Origin of the sequence: Saccharothrix longispora, from assembly GCF_031455225.1 — a bacterium.
GTDB lineage: Bacteria > Actinomycetota > Actinomycetes > Mycobacteriales > Pseudonocardiaceae > Actinosynnema > Actinosynnema longispora.
In genome coordinates this window covers 2,999,418-3,015,506 of sequence record NZ_JAVDSG010000001.1, presented here as the reverse complement: position 1 = coordinate 3,015,506, position 16,089 = coordinate 2,999,418, and the positions used below count along the sequence as shown (strand labels likewise).

15 protein-coding genes are annotated in these 16,089 nt (G+C 72.3%); all 15 read right to left on the bottom strand.

Annotated elements, in window-relative coordinates; translation table 11 throughout:
* Positions 1-16 precede the first annotated feature (16 nt).
* Genes J2S66_RS12245 through J2S66_RS12175 form a run of 15 tightly spaced genes read right to left on the bottom strand, consistent with a single transcriptional unit; the run spans position 17 to position 15,913 of the window.
* Positions 17-1,480, bottom strand: a complete 1,464-nt coding sequence (locus tag J2S66_RS12245) for a dihydroorotase (protein ID WP_310307078.1) — start codon at positions 1,478-1,480, stop codon at positions 17-19.
* A gap of 30 nt (positions 1,481-1,510) precedes the next feature.
* The gene (locus tag J2S66_RS12240; RefSeq protein ID WP_310307077.1) at positions 1,511-2,929 is read right to left on the bottom strand and encodes an MmgE/PrpD family protein; all 1,419 of its coding nucleotides are present in this window, start codon (positions 2,927-2,929) and stop codon (positions 1,511-1,513) included.
* Positions 2,926-3,777 (bottom strand): cyclase family protein, encoded by an 852-nt coding sequence (locus J2S66_RS12235; RefSeq protein WP_310307076.1) that lies wholly within the window; start codon positions 3,775-3,777, stop codon positions 2,926-2,928. The genes J2S66_RS12240 and J2S66_RS12235 overlap by 4 nt, the downstream gene beginning before the upstream one ends.
* Positions 3,774-4,994: a CaiB/BaiF CoA transferase family protein gene (locus tag J2S66_RS12230; RefSeq protein WP_310307075.1), complete on the bottom strand. Its 1,221-nt coding sequence runs from the start codon at positions 4,992-4,994 to the stop codon at positions 3,774-3,776. Before J2S66_RS12230 ends, J2S66_RS12235 begins: the two co-directional genes overlap by 4 nt.
* Positions 4,991-5,815, bottom strand: coding sequence for an alpha/beta fold hydrolase (locus J2S66_RS12225; RefSeq protein WP_310307074.1), 825 nt, complete (start codon positions 5,813-5,815; stop codon positions 4,991-4,993). Before J2S66_RS12225 ends, J2S66_RS12230 begins: the two co-directional genes overlap by 4 nt.
* Positions 5,815-6,792 carry an oligopeptide/dipeptide ABC transporter ATP-binding protein gene (locus tag J2S66_RS12220; protein WP_310307072.1) on the bottom strand — a complete coding sequence of 326 codons (978 nt, stop codon included), beginning with the start codon at positions 6,790-6,792 and terminating at the stop codon, positions 5,815-5,817. Before J2S66_RS12220 ends, J2S66_RS12225 begins: the two co-directional genes overlap by 1 nt.
* Positions 6,789-7,631, bottom strand: coding sequence for an ABC transporter ATP-binding protein (locus J2S66_RS12215; protein ID WP_310307071.1), 843 nt, complete (start codon positions 7,629-7,631; stop codon positions 6,789-6,791). Before J2S66_RS12215 ends, J2S66_RS12220 begins: the two co-directional genes overlap by 4 nt.
* Position 7,632: 1 nt before the next feature.
* A complete protein-coding gene (locus J2S66_RS12210; protein WP_310307070.1) occupies positions 7,633-8,475 on the bottom strand; it encodes an ABC transporter permease in 843 nt (280 codons plus the stop codon).
* Positions 8,468-9,556, bottom strand: a complete 1,089-nt coding sequence (locus tag J2S66_RS12205) for an ABC transporter permease (RefSeq protein WP_310307068.1) — start codon at positions 9,554-9,556, stop codon at positions 8,468-8,470. Before J2S66_RS12205 ends, J2S66_RS12210 begins: the two co-directional genes overlap by 8 nt.
* Positions 9,553-10,287 carry an SDR family NAD(P)-dependent oxidoreductase gene (locus J2S66_RS12200; RefSeq protein ID WP_310307067.1) on the bottom strand — a complete coding sequence of 245 codons (735 nt, stop codon included), beginning with the start codon at positions 10,285-10,287 and terminating at the stop codon, positions 9,553-9,555. Before J2S66_RS12200 ends, J2S66_RS12205 begins: the two co-directional genes overlap by 4 nt.
* The gene (locus J2S66_RS12195) at positions 10,280-11,068 is read right to left on the bottom strand and encodes a maleate cis-trans isomerase family protein (RefSeq protein WP_310307066.1); all 789 of its coding nucleotides are present in this window, start codon (positions 11,066-11,068) and stop codon (positions 10,280-10,282) included. Before J2S66_RS12195 ends, J2S66_RS12200 begins: the two co-directional genes overlap by 8 nt.
* Before the next feature lie 12 nt (positions 11,069-11,080).
* Entirely contained in the window at positions 11,081-11,821 is a 741-nt protein-coding gene (locus J2S66_RS12190; RefSeq protein ID WP_310307065.1) for a DUF2848 family protein, read from the bottom strand.
* A gap of 28 nt (positions 11,822-11,849) precedes the next feature.
* Positions 11,850-12,248, bottom strand: coding sequence for a carboxymuconolactone decarboxylase family protein (locus J2S66_RS12185; RefSeq protein WP_310307064.1), 399 nt, complete (start codon positions 12,246-12,248; stop codon positions 11,850-11,852).
* 3 nt (positions 12,249-12,251) lie between these two features.
* Positions 12,252-14,243, bottom strand: coding sequence for an FAD-dependent oxidoreductase (locus J2S66_RS12180; RefSeq protein WP_310307063.1), 1,992 nt, complete (start codon positions 14,241-14,243; stop codon positions 12,252-12,254).
* Positions 14,244-14,248: 5 nt separating this feature from the next.
* Complete coding sequence (locus J2S66_RS12175) at positions 14,249-15,913, bottom strand: ABC transporter substrate-binding protein (RefSeq protein ID WP_310307062.1); 1,665 nt, start codon at positions 15,911-15,913, stop codon at positions 14,249-14,251.
* Positions 15,914-16,089 lie beyond the last annotated feature (176 nt).

Below are 16,089 nucleotides of genomic sequence, written 5' to 3'. Positions count from 1 at the left end.
GCCGGCGCCGGACCGATCAGCTCGTCGGGCGGGACAGGTACCTGCCCACGGGGTCGCCCACCACCTTGCCGTCCTCCAGGACCCGGTGGCCGCGCAGGAACGTGTCCGTCACCTTCGCCGTCAGCGCGAAGCCCTCGAACGGCGTGTACTCCTGGGTCGACTCGGAGTCCTCCGCCCGCACCACCCAGTGGTGGTCCGGGTCGACCAGGGCGATGTCCGCGTCGCACCCGACGGCGAGGTCGCCCTTGGCGCGCAACCCGTAGCGCTTGGCCGGGTTCGCGGACACCAGCTCCGCCACGCGGTGCAGCGGCAGGCCGCGCCGCGTGCCCTCGGTGACCAGGCCCGCCAGCAGGTACTCCGTGCCGCCGAAGCCGGACTTGGCGACGAACACGTCGTCGCGCGGGTCGCCGAACTTCGTCTCGTCCTTGCAGCACGCGTGGTCGCTGACCACCCAGTCGATCGTGCCGTCGGCCACGTACTCCCACAGCGCCTCCACGTCATCGCGGTCGCGCAGCGGCGGGTTGACCTTGCCGCCCAGGCCGTGCGCCGTGCGGAAGTCCGCGAGCAGGTGGCCGATGGTCACCTCGCGCCGGAAGTCGATGTGCGGGAACGCCCGCGCCATGCGCAGCGCCGCGTCGACCGCCTTGCGCGAGGTCAGGTGCAGCAGGTTGATGTTGGTCAGCCCGGTCTCGTGCGCCAGGTAGGAGGCGATCGAGATGGCCAGGCCCTCGGAGTGCGGCGGGCGCGAGGCCGAGTACGCCTCCAGGCCGGTGAGCGCGCCCTCCCGCTCCACCATCTCGGTGTAGGCGGTCATGATCTCCGCCGTCTCGCAGTGCAGCGACAGCGAGATCTCGTCCGCCAGCTCGGGGAACCGCTCGCGGGCGGCCTGGATGCCGCGCATCACGAACTCGAAGTGCGCGTAGTCGTAGCGCTCGCCCTCCGGGATCATCAGGAACGAGCTCTGGTCCTTCGACTTCCCGTGCAGGCCGTGCGAGCCGTAGAACATGAACACCTTGAACGACGACACCCCGAACTCCCGGACCAGGTCCGGGATCTCCTCGATGTGCCCGCGCATCATCGGCGCCAGGTGGAACCCGTAGTCCACGTGCGCGCGGCCCCGGGTGGTCTCCAGCACCTCGGGGAAGAACGTGGCGTAGTCGCCGCCCTTGTTGAGGTAGTACTGGCCGGTCCGCATGTAGGTCAGCGCGGTGGTCACACCGCCCTGGGCGCACGCGCGGCTCTCCGACGCCGCGTCCGCGCCCAGCTCGTTGTAGATGCCCCAGTGCTGGTGGGCGTCCACCACGCCGGGGAAGGCGAGCCGGCCGCCGCCGTCCACGACCTCCTTGGCGCCCGCCGGGTCCAGCTCGGGCGAGATCGCGGCTACCTTCCCGTCCCGCACGCCGATCGAGGTCCGCCGGACGCCCTCCACGCCCGGTCGGACGAGGTCGACGTCGTGCAGGATGAGGTCGTAGTTCGCCATTCCGTGCTCCTTCTCGGTGTCGACCATTGATCAGGCGTCCGCCCGGACGCGGGTGAGGGCGAGCAACTCGTGCGGAGGGAAGCCGTCGGGCAGCCGCGCCACGCCCTCCTCGACCGCCCGCACCGCGTCCTGGTCGAGCAGGCCGCGGGCGTTGTCGCGGAACTTCGCGCGCAGCTCCTCCACCGTCAGCGGGTTCTCCGGGCCGCCGCGGTTCGCCAGGACCTTCGCCGTCCACTCGCGACCGTCGCGGGTTCGGGCCCGCACCACCGCCGGGAACTGGTGCGGGAAGATGGCCGTGCACTCCTCGTCGGCCACCACGTCGGCGCACGACATCAGCCGCCGGCGGCGCGGCTCGTCCAGCCGCTCGGGGGCGTAGTCGGCGAGGGAGGCGCCGAGGCCGGAGCCGCCGAGCAGGCCGATCGACACCGCGTACGGGCCGCTGAACTGCGCCTCGTACGGGGTGCTGGGCGCGCGCTTGCGCCCGATCGGCTCGCCGACCGTGCGCACCACCGGCGCGGGCACGCCGATCACCAGCGACTCGACCTCGTCGGGGTCCAAACCCTGCTCCCGCAGCGCCCGACCGGCGTCCACGACGGTGTGCGTGAAGTGGTTGGCCGGGTAGGGCTTGAAGAAGATGCCCGGCACCTCCCACTTCCCGCCCAGCCCGTCCGTGATCGCGTCCGGGTCGAACCGGCCGTGCAGGAACGCCTCGAAGAAGCCGAACCTGCCCTCCAGCACGGTCGGCGGTCCGGTGAACCCGTGGCGCACCAGCTGGGCGGCGCTGACCCCGGCGTGCGCGGCCCAGCCGCAGTGCAGCCGCTTGACCGTGCCGCCGGTGCGGTTGGCCTCGATCACGCCGGAGGACATGGACGCGGACACGCCGATCGCGTGCGCGATGCCCGCCTCGTCCAGCCCGTACAGGGACGCGGCGGCCACCGCGCTGCCGATCGCGCCGCAGATCGACGTGGCGTGCTGCCCGTGCTCGAAGAACACCGAGTTGTTCGTGGCGCGGTCGTAGCCGGCCATGCCGAGCCGGACGCACACCTCCAGCCCGGCGGCGACGGCGGCGAGCAGCGCCTGCCCGTCGGCGCGCACGGCCTCAGCGGCGGCCAGCGCGGCCGGCACGACGGAGGCGCTGGGGTGCAGCACCGAGGGCAGGTGGGTGTCGTCGTAGTCGAGCGAGTGCGCCAGCACGCCGTTGGCGAGCGCCGCCAGCGCGGCCGGAACCCGTTCCGCCTGGCCGACGACGTGCGCCTGCCCGGCCCCGCCCTGCTCCAGCACGTAGTCGATCACGGCCGTGCTCGTGTCGAGCCGCCGCGCCCCGACGCACAGGCCGAGGACGTCGAGCACCCGGTCCCGGACGCTCGCGGCCACGTCCTCGGGCAGCGGTCCGCGTCGGGCGCCGGCCGCGAAACCGGCCAGGGCGGCGCTGAGGGTCTGCTCGGTCACGGTGCCGCCTTCGGGGTCACGGCCAGCGGGCGCACGGGTGACCCCGTGGCGCCGACGAGCTTGAGCGGGGACAGGACGAACAGGAACTCGTGGACCGCGGCGGCGGCGATCCCCTCCAGGTCGAGGGTCTCGATGATGTAGGTGCCGTGCTCCACCAGCAGCACGCGGTGCGCGGGCAGCAGGCTGTGCCCCTTGCCGGGTGGCAGGCACTCGAAGGCGATGGTGTCCGCGCCCGCGGCGTGCACGCGGCGCTCGGCGAGCCAGCGCGCCCCGGCCTCGCCGATCCCGGGCACCCCCGAGTCGTGCCCGACGTACTCGGCCGGGCCGCCCCGGCCGAAGCGCGCCCCCCAGCCGCTGCGCAGCAGCACCACGTCGCCCTCGCGCACCTCCACGCCCTGCCGCCGGGCGGTCAGGTCGAGGTCGTCGGGGGTGATCTCGTAGCCGGGCTCGCACGCCGGCAGCCCCAGGGCCGCGGGCACGTCGAGCAGCACGCCCCGGCGGAACATGGGCGCGATGGTCTCCGCGCCGTGCGCGCTCATCGTCCCGCCCCGCTGGGCCTCCGCCGCGTCGACGCCCCCGAACAGCCGCCCGTCGTGGGAGACGTGGGAGAACGCGTCGACGTGCGTGCCGACGTGCGTGCCGAGCGAGATGTGGTCGGCCGCCGCCGAGCCGCCGTCCGCGCGCACCGCGTCACCGTGTCTGCGGGGCAGGGTGTGCCAGTACGGCGGGTGGTTCGGCGACTGCGGCATCCCCCGGTAGAGGGGGCGGCCGAGGTCGAACACGTCGACCCCGCGACCCAGGGCGCCGTCCAGCCAGCCGGCGACGGCAGGGGGGTTGAGCGCGGTCACGCGATCACGCCCCGCTCGGTCATCCGGTCGATCTCCTCGCCGGTGTAGCCCAGCCCGGTCAGCACGGCGCGGGTGTCCGCGCCCTTCGCCCGCCCGGTGTGCCGGATGGTGCCCGGTGTCCGGGACATCCCCCACATCACGTTGTGCATGAGGACGTCCCCGAGTTCCTCGTCCTTGACGGTGGTCAGCATCCGCGTCTTCCTCACGTGCTCGTCGGCGACGACGTCCGCGGCGTCGTAGATCGGCGCGACGGCCGCGCCCGCCTCCTCGAACCTGGCCAGCACCTCGTCCCGGGTGCGCTCGGCGATCCAGGACCCGACGTGGTCGTCGAGCAGGTCGACGTGCTCGACGCGCCCGGCGCCGGTGGCGAACCAGGGCTCGTCGATCACCTCCGGGTGGCCGACGAGCCGCAGGACCCGCTCGGCGATGCTCTGCGCGCTGGTGGAGACCGCGACCCACCGGCCGTCGGAGGTCCGGTAGGTGTTGCGCGGCGCGTTGTTCACCGAGCGGTTGCCGTGCCGGGCGCCGACGACGCCGAGCTGGTCGTAGACCGTCGGTCCCGGTCCGACGGCGGTCATCAGCGGGGTCAGCAGGTTCATGTCGACGACCTGGCCGACGCCGCCGCCGCCCGCGTCCCGCTCGTAGAGGGCCATCACGGTGGCCGCCGCGGCGGCGATGCCGCAGATCGAGTCCGCCAGGCCGAAGGCGGGCAGCGTTGGCGGCGCGTCGGCCGGGCCGGTCAGGTGCGCGAAGCCGCTCATGGCCTCGGCGAGCGTGCCGAACCCCGCCCGGTGGGCGTACGGGCCGGTCTGCCCGAACCCGGTGACCCGGACGACGACGAGCCGGGGGTTGCGCTCCCACAGCACGTCGGGTCCGAGGCCCCAGCGCTCCAGGGTGCCGGGGCGGAAGTTCTCCACCAGCACGTCGGACCGCTCGACCAGGCGGAGCAGGACCTCCGCGCCCTCCGGGGTGGACAGGGACGCGGCGACGGCCTTCTTGTTGCGCGAGATCTCCTTCCACCACAGCGGTTCGCCGTCCTTGGCCGGGCCGTGGCCGCGCATCCCGTCGCCGCGCTGCGGGTGCTCGACCTTGACCACGTCGGCCCCGTAGTCGCCCAGCAGGCGGCAGCACAGCGGTCCGGCGAGGATGGTCGACGCGTCGACCACCCGCAGCCCGGCGAGCGGCCCCTTCGGTGGTGGTGGCAGGTCGTGGGTCATCTGGTGGTCCCCCTCGTCCGGTCGATCGTGTCGGCGAGCACCGCGCGGAACCCCTCGGGGTCCTGCTCGGCGAGGAAGTCGGTGGCCCCGGGCAGGACCACCGCGCGGCGGTGCTCCACCGCGGCCAGGGCGCGTTCGTGCATGGCGACCAGGCGGTCCGCGGCACCGGCCAGCAGGAGGTCCACCGGCCCGGCCCGGCGCGCCGAGTCGTGCAGGTCGTGCCGCCAGATCGCCCGGTAGGACGAGGCGAAGTCGGGTCCCGCGTCCAGGTAGTCGCGCACCAGGCCGGTCAGCAGCCCGCCGTCGGCCCACGGGTACTCGCCCCGGACGCGGTCCCAGATCCACCGCAGGTGGTCGCCGTCCTCGTCTAGCGCCCACGGCGGGGCGAACACCGCGAGCCGGTCGGCCTTCTCCCGCTCCGTGTAGACCGGGACGCCGTGCAGCACCACCCCGGCCGCGCGACCGGGTCGCCGCGCCGCCGCGTGCAGGGCGAACACCGCGCCGGTGGCCCGCCCGAACAGCCACGGCCGCTCCACGCCCAGGTGGTCCGCGACGAACCAGGCCACGTCCGCGTACCGGTCGACGTCCCACTCGTCGTCGCCCGCCTCGGAGGAGCCGTAGCCGGGGGTGTCCACGGCGACCGGCACGCAGAAGTCCGCCAGGCCGTCGAGGGCGAGCCGGTAGCGCCGCGACGACAACGGGCTCTGGTGCAGCAGCACCAGCAGCGGCAGGCCCCGGTCCAGCTGCCCGTCGAGCGGCTCGTCGCCCGCGGACCGGTAGTGCAGCGACCCCCACGGCGCCCGGAGGTAGCCGGCGCCCATCAGGCGCCCTCGGTGGGCAGCAGTTCGTCGCTGCGCTCGGCCCGGATGCACGCGACCTCGTGGCGCGGGGCCACCTGCCGGGGCAGCACCACGCCCCGCGAGCACTCCGCGATCTCGATCGGGCACCGGCCGCTGAGCACGCACGCGGTGGGCGCCTTGGACGGGTTGGGGATCTCGCCGCGCAGCGGCACGTGCTCGCGGATCTCGCCGACCACCGTGCTCAGCGTCGCCGACATCAGCGCCTTGGTGTAGGGGTGCTTCGGGTTGCCCAGCACCTCCGCCGTGCGACCCTGCTCCACCACCTGCCCCAGGTACATCACCGCGACGCGGTCGCTGATGAGCCCGACCGTGGCCAGGTCGTGGGAGATGAACACGTAGGAGATGCCCTTCTCCCGCTGGAGGTCGCGCAGCAGGTCCAGCACGCGGGCGCGGACCGACACGTCCAGCGAGGACGTCGGCTCGTCGAGCACCACCAGCCTGGGCTCGGTGATGATCGCGCGGGCGATGCCGATGCGCTGCTGCTGACCGCCGCTGAGGTTGCGGGGCAGGCGCTCGGCGTGCTCGGCGGTCAGCCCGACCCGCTCCAGCATCGCCACCACCCTGTCCCGCCGCTGCCTCCGGTCGAGCCCGCTGTCGTGCACGATCAGCGGCTCGGCGACGATGTCGCCCACCTTGATCCGCGGGTTGAGCGACTCGTACGGCTCCTGGAAGACCACCTGGAGCTTCGAGCGCAGCGCCCGCATCTCGGCCTTGCGCAACGAGTTGAGGACGGTGCCGTCGAAGCTCACCCGGCCCTCGGACGGCGTGATCAGGCCCAGTGCGATCCGGCCCAGGGTCGACTTGCCCGATCCGCTCTCGCCGATGACGGCGACGGTCTCGCCCGGCTCGACGGTGAGCGAGACGCCGTTGACCGCGTGGACCTCCTTGCCGCCCCGGCGGAAGACGTGCCGGACGTCGGTCAGCTCCATCAGGCTCATGACCCGGTCACCTCCGCGTGCGCCGAGCCCCGGTGCGCCGAGTCCCGGTGCGCGGACTCCCAGGGGGCAGGCGGCACGGCCGCCAGCAACTGGCGCGTGTACTCGTGGGCGGGGGCGCCGAACACCCCGGCGACCGACCCGCTCTCCACGACGCGCCCCGACTTCATCACCACGACCTCCTGGCAGTACTGCGCGACGACCCCGAGGTCGTGGGTGACCAGCAGCAGCGACCGGTTCCCGGCCGAGACCTGCTCCCGGATGAGGTCGAGGATCTGGCGCTGCACCGTGACGTCCAGCGCCGTGGTCGGCTCGTCCGCGATGACCAGCGGCGGGTCGTGCACCATGGCCAGCGCGATGACGACGCGCTGCGCCATGCCGCCGGACAGCTCGTGGGCGTAGCCGCGCAGCACCCGCTCGGGGCCGCGGACCTGGACCGACTCCAGGCGTTCCAGGGCCAGGTCGCGGACGTCCGAGCGGCTCATCCGGCGGTGCGCGCGGATGACGTTGGCGAACTGCTTCTCGATCGAGAGCACCGGGTTGAGCGAGCCGAACGGGTTCTGCGCGACGAACCCGATGCGCCTGCCCCGGACCTGCCGCAGCTGCGCGCGCGTCGCCGTGAGCAGGTCGAGGCCTTCGAACCCGGCTTCGCCCGCGACGACCCGCCCGTAGGAGGGCAGCAGGCCCAGGACCGAGCGGATCGTCACGGACTTCCCCGAGCCGGTCTCGCCGACCACGCCGACCGCGGTGCCGGCCGGCACCTCGAACGAGATGTCCTCGACCGCGCGGACCGTGCGGACCCGGCCGCGGAACTCCGTCGTGAGTCCGGAAACCTTGAGCACGTCAGCTCCCCTCCACCCGGCGCTGGATGCCGTTGGCGAGCACGTTGAGGCTGCCGATGGCGATGAAGATCGCGACCCCCGGGAACATGGCCACCCACCACTGGCCGGTGGCGATGCCCTGCGCGCCGATCTGCACCATCGACCCCCACGTGGGGTCGGGCGGCGACACGCCGATGCCGAGGAAGTTGAGCGCCGCGATCACGATGACGGCGTTGGCCGCGGTGAGCGAGCACTGCACCAGGCACACGTCCACCACGTTGGGCATGATGTGCCGGAACACGATGCGGCGCGGCCGCGCGCCGGTCGCGACGGCGGCCTCGATGAACCTGCCGTCCCGGATGGCCAGCGCCTCGCCGCGGATGAGGCGGATGAAGCGCGGCCCGTTGATGATGACGATGGCGTAGACGATGTTCTCGATGTTGTTGCCGGTCAGCGACACGATGGTCACCGACAGCACGATCAGCGGGAACGACTGGAAGGCGTCCAGGGCCCGCATGAACCCCTCGCTGTAGCGGCTCTTGGTGCTCAGCGGGAGGCCGATCAGCAGGCCGAGCACCAGCGAGGCCAACGTGCCCGAGAGGGCCAGCGGCAGGTCGCTGCGACCGGCGGCGACGACGCGGGAGAACACGTCGAAGCCGTTGGCGTCGGTGCCGAAGACGTGGTCCGACGACGGGCTCAGCAGCACGCTCGTCGGGTCCGGTGTGGTCGGCCCGTACGGCAGCGGCGCGAAGAACGCCGAGAGCAGCATGAGCAGCAGCACGCCGCCGCCGAAGACGATACCGGGGTTGGCGCGGGCGAAGGACCAGGCGGCCGTGCCCGCGCGGGGTGCGAGGCGGTCACTCATAGCTCACCCGCGGGTCGAGGAAGAGGACGACGAGGTCCAGCAGCAGGAACAGGGTCAGGGTCATCAGGCCGGCGGTGACGACGAAGCCCTGGATGACCGGGACGTCGACCTTGAGCACGCCGTCCAGCGCCCACTGGCCCATGCCGCGCCAGTTGAACACCCGCTCCACGATCGCCGCGCCGCCCAGCAGCGAGCCGAACAGGATCGCGATGTAGGTGATCACGGTGGTGCGCGAGGCCAGGAAGGCGTAGCGGACGACGGTCCGCTCCCGCAGGCCGCAGGCCCGGGCGAACTCCACCTGCGGCGTGGTCAGCGCCGTGCCCATGCTGCCGCGGGCGGTCTTGGCGAAGTAGGACGAGTACACCAGGCCCAGCGACAGCACCGGCAGCGCCGCGTGCTGGAGCGCCGTGCCGAGCGTGGCCCAGTCGCCGGTGAACAGGCTGCCGAGGATCAGGAACGACGGCTGCTCGCCGCTCGCCCCGATCGGCAGCCGCCCGATCGGCGGGGGCGCCCAGCCGAGCAGGAAGAAGAACACGTAGATCCCGACCAGCGCCAGGAAGAAGTCCGGCACCGACTGGAGGACGGACGTGATGCCGCTCATCGCGCGGTCCGGCCAGCGGCGCGCGAAGTACGCGCCGAGCACGCCGATCACCAGGCCGAGCGAGATCGCGAGCAGCAGCGCCATCGCCACCAGCTCGACGGTGTTGGGCAGGAACCGGCCGATCTCGTCGAGCACCGGCTCGTTGGTGAAGAAGGACCGGCCCAGGTCGCCCTGGAGCAGGTTGCCCCAGAAGGACAGGTAGCGGTCCCACAGCGGCTTGTCCAGCCCGAGCTGGGCGTTGACGTGGGCCACCTGCTCCGGGGTGGCGAAGTCGCCGAGGATGGTGATCGCCGGCTCGCCGGGGATGAAGAACACCAGCACGAACGACACGCTGCCCAGCACGAACAGCGAGATGGGGACGATGGCCACGCGCTTGAGCACGTAGCGCAGCACGGGGCGGCGGGTGCGCGGGCGGCGCGGCCCGGCGGGGCTCGGCGTCGTGGTCGCCGGCGCGGTCGCGGTCTCGGGCGAGGTCTTCACAGCACGCTCACCCCGCCGTCCACGGCGATCGTGTGGCCGGTGACCATCGCCGCGTCGGCCGAGGCCAGCCAGCGCACGGCGGCGGCGACCTCGCGCGGCGAGACGGCCCGGCCGAGCGGGATCGACGCCAGCTTCGCCGCCATGTACGCGGCGTCGCCCAGCACGTCGGCGGTCATCGGCGAGGGCACGATGGTGGGCGCCACGGCGTTGACGCGGATGTCCACCGCCGCCCACTCCACGGCGAGCACCTTGGTGAGGTGGACGATCGCCGCCTTGGTCACGCCGTACACCGCCGAGCCGCCGATGGCGACCAGGCCGCCGGTGGAGGCGAGGTTGACGATCGAGCCGCCCCGTCCGGACATGGCCGGGTAGGCGGCCTGCGACATCCGGAAGGTGCCGTTGAGGTTGACGTCCACCACGCCGCCCCACACCTCCTCGGGCATGTCCTCGGTGCGGCCGCGGGCGTTGATGCCCGCGTTGTTCACCAGCAGGTCCAGCGAGCCGAACCCCTCGACGGTCTCCTCGACCGCGGTCCGGCAGGACTCCCCGGACCGCAGGTCGAGCATCACGGAGTGCCGCGCGCCGGGCGGGCGCTCGCCGTCGAGGTCGGCCGCGACCACGGTGTAGCCGTGCGCGGCCAGGTCGGCGCACAGGGCGGTGCCGATGCCGCCGCTCGCCCCGGTCACCAGCGCGACGGGCGCGCGGCCGGTCTGCTGCGCGTCGTCAGCCACCGGTCACCCCCGCCGGGGTGGGGACCGACCACTGCGCGCGGGCGGCGTCGGGCAGCCCGGCGCGGCAGAGCGCCACGCCGGGGCTGAACGGCTCGTCGACGCCGGTCAGCCGCAGCAGCGCCCACAGGGTCGCGAGGTTGCTGCTCACCGCCGGTCGCCCGGTGTCGGCCTCGACCGCCGCCAGCGAGTCCAGCGTGCGCCAGTTCGTGCAGCTGATCACGACCGCGTCCGCGTCGGTCACGTCCAGCTCCCGGGCCGCCGCGTGGGACGCGGTCGGTTCGAGCCTGCCCTTGTCGAGGTTGGACAGGATGTGCAGGTCGTTGCGGGACACCACGTCGAAGCCGGCCTCCCGGAGGTAGGACCGCGCCCCGTCCGCGACGGACGCGACGTACGGCGTGGCGACGGCGAGCCGCCGTGCCGGCAGGGCGGTCAGGGCGGCGACCAGCGCGCTGCTGGTCGTCACCACGGGAACGCCGTGCCGGCGCGTCAGCTCCTCGCACATCACCTGGTCGGGGTCGCGGCCCCCGAGGAAGCTCCCCGAGGTGCAGGCGAAGGCGATGGCCGCGACGCCCGCGCCGGCCAGTTCGGCCGCGGCCCGCTCGACGTGGCCGTGCATCGCCAGCAGGCTGGCGACCTTGTCCTGCTCGGAGGCCACCTCCGCGACCGGCACCCTGGTGGCCAGCACCGCCACGTCCCGGGGGACGTGGGCGGCGAACTCCGGCTCGACCGTGGTGTTGGTCGACGGGACGATGACGCCCAAACGGGCTCTGCGTCCGTACATGGGTTCTCCCGGCTACTGGTCGGTCGGGCTGGGCGGAACGGGTCGGAGCGGGACGCGGTGGTCCGGCTCGACCTCGGCGAGCAGGTCGACCACCGCGTAGTCGAGTTCGAGGCTGTCGCCCCGGGGGTCGCGCAGCCGCGCGGTCCACCTGGTGCCGAAGCGGATGCGCTTGTCCAGGCTGGTGTAGGTGCCGCAGTACACCAGGTAGGACTCCGGCAGGTCGGTGATCCGCGCGCGGAGCGCCGCGATGATCTCGCGCGGCGGCAGGAAGACGGAGGCGGGCGAGCGCTGGTACGACTCGCCGTCCACCTCGGACTCCAGCACCAGGCGGTCCCAGGCCGCCTCGACGTCGGCCAGGGGCCAGACCCGGCGGCCGAGCACGCTGGGGCAGTACTGCTTGGCCCAGATGATGCTGTGCCGCTCCAGCTCCCGGTCGGTGTGGTCGGACCCGACGCCGACGTGCACCTCGCCGTCCTGCACGACCAGCACCAGCTCCACCTCGCCCGAGGTGCGCCCGCTGTGCACGCCGATGGTGTCGTCCGTGGTCACGGAGTTCACCGACATCGGGTAGACGCGCGGCGCGGGGCGGTCGAACGCGATGCGCACCCCGACGTCCGCCACCTCCTCCTGGTGCGCCAGGGCGGACGCCGGGTCCACCGTGGCCGAGCCCAGGTTGTAGACGCGCGCGGGGGACGCCGTCAGCTCGCCGTCGTCCTCCCCGGCGCGCCCCACCCGCAGCGTGAACGTGGTCATCCTCCGGCCTCCTCGCCGACCGTCGTGATCAGGACTCGTCGAAGACCCTGGAGAGGACGTGCGTCGCCTCCTCGACGGTGGGCACGCCGCCGGGCAGCGCGGACATCAGGATCGCCTCCAGCACCTCCCGCCGGGTGGCGCCTTCGCGCATGGCCCGCTTGGCGCTCCAGATGATGCCGTCGGGGTCGCCCTTGACCGCCGTGGTGACGCCCAGCAGGACCAGGTAGCGCGTCTTGAGGTCCAGGGCGCGCGGCTTGTCGGAGAACAGCAGGTCCGAGGCCAGGTCGTCGTACTTGCGCAGGATCTGCGGGTCGACCTCGGCCATCAGCTCGTGCACCGGCAGCAGGTAGCCGCGGCGGGCCTTGACCCGGGCCAGGGCCTCCTCGTCGGTGATCTCGTCGGTGGTGGTGGCGGTATTGTCGATCATCGGTCAGATGTCCCTTCCGGCGAGTTCGCCTTCCCAGATGGCGTTGAAGACGCGGCGCGGCGACACGCAGTCGCCCACCGCGCGGACCGGCACGGAACCCCTGAGCGCGTGGAACAGCGCGTCGTCGGCCCGGTTGCCGGTGCTGAGCACGACCGCGTCGACGTCCTCGTGCGGGACGAGTTCGCCGGTCCAGACGTCGCGCAGGACGACGGTGTCCTCCACGACCTCGGCCAGCTCGTGGTCGGTGATGAACCGGATGCCCTTGTTGCGCGCCCGGCGGTAGGTGGACTGGAGGTCGCGGCTGGCCTCCAGGTCGGGTGAGACCTGGGGGAGCCGGGTGACGAGGGTGACCGCGTGCCTGCGGTCGGCCAGGTACTCGGCGGCGACCAGCGGCTGGCGGGCCCCGGTGTCGTCGAAGATCATGACCCGCGGGCCGATCTCCGCCTTGCCCTCCAGCACCTCCTTGATGGAGTGGACGTTCCACTGGTCCACGCCGGGGACGATCGTGCCGTCGCCCCACGACGCCGGGCGCAGCGAGCTCCAGCCGTGCTTGAGCGGGGTGGAGCCGGTCGCCACGACCACCTCGTCGTAGCCGGAGAGCAGCTCGGTCGCCTCCACCCGGTGCCCGAGCTTGACGTCCACCGAGGTCTCGCCGAGCTGGGAGATGAGCCAGTCGGTGATGCCCTGCCACTCGGCGTAGGTCTCGGACCGGCCGATCAGCCGGACCTGGCCGCCCAGCTCGGACTCCTGCTCGAACAGGGTCACGTGGTGGCCGCGCTGGGCCGCCGTGAGCGCCGTGCGCAGCCCGGCCGGGCCGCCGCCGACCACGGCCACCCGCTTGACGGTCTCGACCGGCAGCAGCGTGCCGACGCCCAGCTCCGCCTCCCGCGCCACGGCCGGGTTGTGCACGCACGCCAGCGGCGAGTTGACGATCGAGGCCAGGCACCAGTTCGCGCCGACGCACGGCCGGATCGAGTTCGCCTTGCCGTCACGGGCCTTGTTGGGCCACTCGGGGTCGGCGATCAGGGTTCGCGCCATACCGATCATGTCGGCGCCGCCGGAGGCCAGCACCTGCTCGGCCAGCTCCGGCGTGTTCATCCGGCCGGCCACCACGACCGGCAGCTCCGGAACGGCGGCCTTGATCCGCGCGGTGTCCTCGACCTGGAACCCGGCGGGCTTCGGCGTGGCGCCGTAGATGTTCATCCGCTCCAGGTAGGTGCCCTGGGTGACCGAGATGTAGTCGACGAGGCCGGTGTCGGCGATGGTCCGCGCGATGCGGGTCCAGTGCTCGTTGGTCAGCCCGCCGGGCACGTCGCCGTCGTTGCCGTTGATGCGGACGCCGACGATCTTGTCCCGGCCGGTCTCCGCGCGGGTCTTCTCGACGATCTCCAGGACGAGGCTCAGCCGCCGGTCGAAGTCGCCGCCGTACTTGTCGTCGCGGTGGTTGGTGGCGGGGGAGAGGAACTGCCCCAGCAGGTAGCCGTGGGCGAGGCCGTGCACCTCCACGCCGTCCAGGTCGCCCTCGACGGCGTAGCGCGCCGCCAGGACGTAGCCCTGGACCAGCTCGCCGATCTCCTCCTCGGTCAGGACGTGCGGCATCTCGCGGTAGACGGCGCACGGCACCGACGACGGCGCCCACACCGGCAGGCGGTTGACCTGGCCGCTGGTCTCCCGACCGCGGTGCCACGGCTGGGCGAGCAGCAGGCAGTCGTACTCGCGCACGGCCGCGGCCAGCTTGCGGTAGTTGGGCACGACCGCCTTGTCGAAGGCGAAGATCTTGCCCTTGTACGGCTGGGTGGTGGGGTGGACCGCCATCGCCTCCATGGTGATGACGCCGACCCCGCCCTTGGCGCGCTCCGCGTAGTAGTGCACGTGGGCGTCGCTGAAGTTGTGGTCCTTCACCAGCTGGGTGCTGTGGGCGGTCATCCAGATGCGGTTCTTGGCCGTCTTCGGACCGATCCGCATCGGGCTGAACAGGTTCGGGTAGTCGGTCATGTGGGTCATCCCCGCTTGAGCGTGTGGACGAACATCTCGCCGTTGGGCGCGTGCTGGTAGTTGGTGAACCCGGTGCGCACGGCGTGCACGAAGTCGCGGTCCACCAGGTAGATGAGGCCGGGGTTGGCGACCTGGAGCTCGGACGCCTTCTTGGCCAGCTCGTCGCGCTCGGGGCCGGGGCTCAGGGCGCCGATCTGCCGCGCGACGGCGTCCAGCTCGGGGTTGGCGTAGCCGAAGGTGTTGAGCTTGCTGAACGAGGAGTTGTAGAGGAACACCGAGTAGTAGGGGTCGGCGACGGCCGGCGGCTCCAGGTACAGCAGCGCCTGGAAGTTGCCGTCGTGGAAGATCGTGTTGATCTCGGTGGCGCTCGCGATGGTCTGGATCTTGACCTCGACGCCGATCTTGGCGAGCTGGTCCTTGAGCAGGATCGCGATCTGCTCGGCCTCCGGACCCGGTCGGGCCGGGCTGATGTGCAGGGTGATCGACGTCGCGCCGACCCCCGCGCCGGCCAGCAACCGCTTCGCCTCGTCGACGTCGTGGGCGTAGGTGCCCGCGTCGGTGTGCTCGATGCCGTACGCCTGGCTCAGGCCGTATTGGCTCGGCTTGTTGAAGCCGCGGTAGACGGCGTCCACGATGGTCTTGCGGTCGATGGCGAGGGAGAACGCCTGCCGCACCTCGGGCTTGCCCAGCACCGGGTCCGCCGCGTTGAGCACCAGCGGGATGCGGTCGGCGGACACGCAGGTCTGCACCTCGACGCCGGACGTGGACTTCAGCTGGGCGTACTGCTCGTACTGGAGCCCGGTGCCGTAGTTGGCGTTGCCGGTGGAGACGAGCTGGGCGCGGCTGGAGGCGTCGGGCACGGACAGGAAGACGAGCTTCTCGACGTCGCCGCGCTCGCCGGTGTAGTTGGGGTTGCGGGAGAGGGTGAGCCGGTCGCCGGTGACGAAGTCCTCCGGCTTCTGGGTCCACGGCCCGAAGGTCGCGCTGTTCCTGGCGACGTACTCCTTGCCCCACGGGTCGGCGTCGGTGACGTGCTTCTTGACCTCGGTGCTGTCGAGGACGCGGAACTGGGCCCAGGTCAGGATCGCGATGTCCATCGCGGACGGGGTGTCCATGAGGATCTCGAAGGTCTTGTCGTCGACGACCTTGATCGGGTCGGTCGCGTAGTCGGCGACGTCCTGCATCAGCGTGTTGGGCGTACCCACCTTGAGGGCGATGAGCCGGTCGATCGTCCACTTGACGTCCGCCGAGGTCAGCTTGTTGCCGGCGGCGCTGGTGGCGTCGCGCAGCGTGACCTTCACGGACTTGCCGTCCGCGGCGCGCTCGTGGGACTCGGCAAGCTCGCCGTCGAGCTGGTCGACGTTGGCCAGGACGTCGCAGCCGGCGTTGTCCAGCTGCTCGGTGCCCCACCGGAACAGCGAGCTGCCCAGCTCGAAGCCGATGTTGCGGGAGGGATCGCCCTGGTAGTCGGCGGGGTCGAGGCTCGTCGGCAGGCCGGACAGCGCGTAGGTGAACGTGGAGCTGACCGACTGACCGCTGTTCGCCGCGCCGCCGCCACCGCCGCAGGCCGAGGCGGTGAGCGCGATCGCCGCGACGAGTGCCGCCGTTCGGGTGACTCCGGATGACCCACCGAATGTCCGCGTTGTCCGGCCAAGTGATCTTTTCGTCATCCGAAACCTCACCTTGTTCCGCTCAGTGGGAAGGAAGTACGCTCCTGTTCCACTCTGAGGAGTGATGCACGCCATGTCAAGGTTCATAGCTTGTCGATGCAAGGACGTAACTGGACGTAACCAATGTCTCCTGTTCGGCCCTGAGGGCTGAACTGAACGGCTCACGCCAGGAGGAG

What these genes read in the sequence shown, in the direction of transcription:
- J2S66_RS12180 (WP_310307063.1), bottom strand. Translation starts at nt 14,243, where the DNA reads ATGACCGACTACCCGAACCTGTTCAGCCCGATGCGGATCGGTCCGAAG.
- J2S66_RS12210 (WP_310307070.1), bottom strand. Translation starts at nt 8,475, where the DNA reads ATGAGTGACCGCCTCGCACCCCGCGCGGGCACGGCCGCCTGGTCCTTC.
- J2S66_RS12175 (WP_310307062.1), bottom strand. Translation starts at nt 15,913, where the DNA reads ATGACGAAAAGATCACTTGGCCGGACAACGCGGACATTCGGTGGGTCA.
- J2S66_RS12220 (WP_310307072.1), bottom strand. Translation starts at nt 6,792, where the DNA reads ATGAGCCTGATGGAGCTGACCGACGTCCGGCACGTCTTCCGCCGGGGC.
- J2S66_RS12190 (WP_310307065.1), bottom strand. Translation starts at nt 11,821, where the DNA reads ATGACCACGTTCACGCTGCGGGTGGGGCGCGCCGGGGAGGACGACGGC.
- J2S66_RS12185 (WP_310307064.1), bottom strand. Translation starts at nt 12,248, where the DNA reads ATGATCGACAATACCGCCACCACCACCGACGAGATCACCGACGAGGAG.
- J2S66_RS12195 (WP_310307066.1), bottom strand. Translation starts at nt 11,068, where the DNA reads ATGTACGGACGCAGAGCCCGTTTGGGCGTCATCGTCCCGTCGACCAAC.
- J2S66_RS12230 (WP_310307075.1), bottom strand. Translation starts at nt 4,994, where the DNA reads ATGACCCACGACCTGCCACCACCACCGAAGGGGCCGCTCGCCGGGCTG.
- J2S66_RS12225 (WP_310307074.1), bottom strand. Translation starts at nt 5,815, where the DNA reads ATGGGCGCCGGCTACCTCCGGGCGCCGTGGGGGTCGCTGCACTACCGG.
- J2S66_RS12245 (WP_310307078.1), bottom strand. Translation starts at nt 1,480, where the DNA reads ATGGCGAACTACGACCTCATCCTGCACGACGTCGACCTCGTCCGACCG.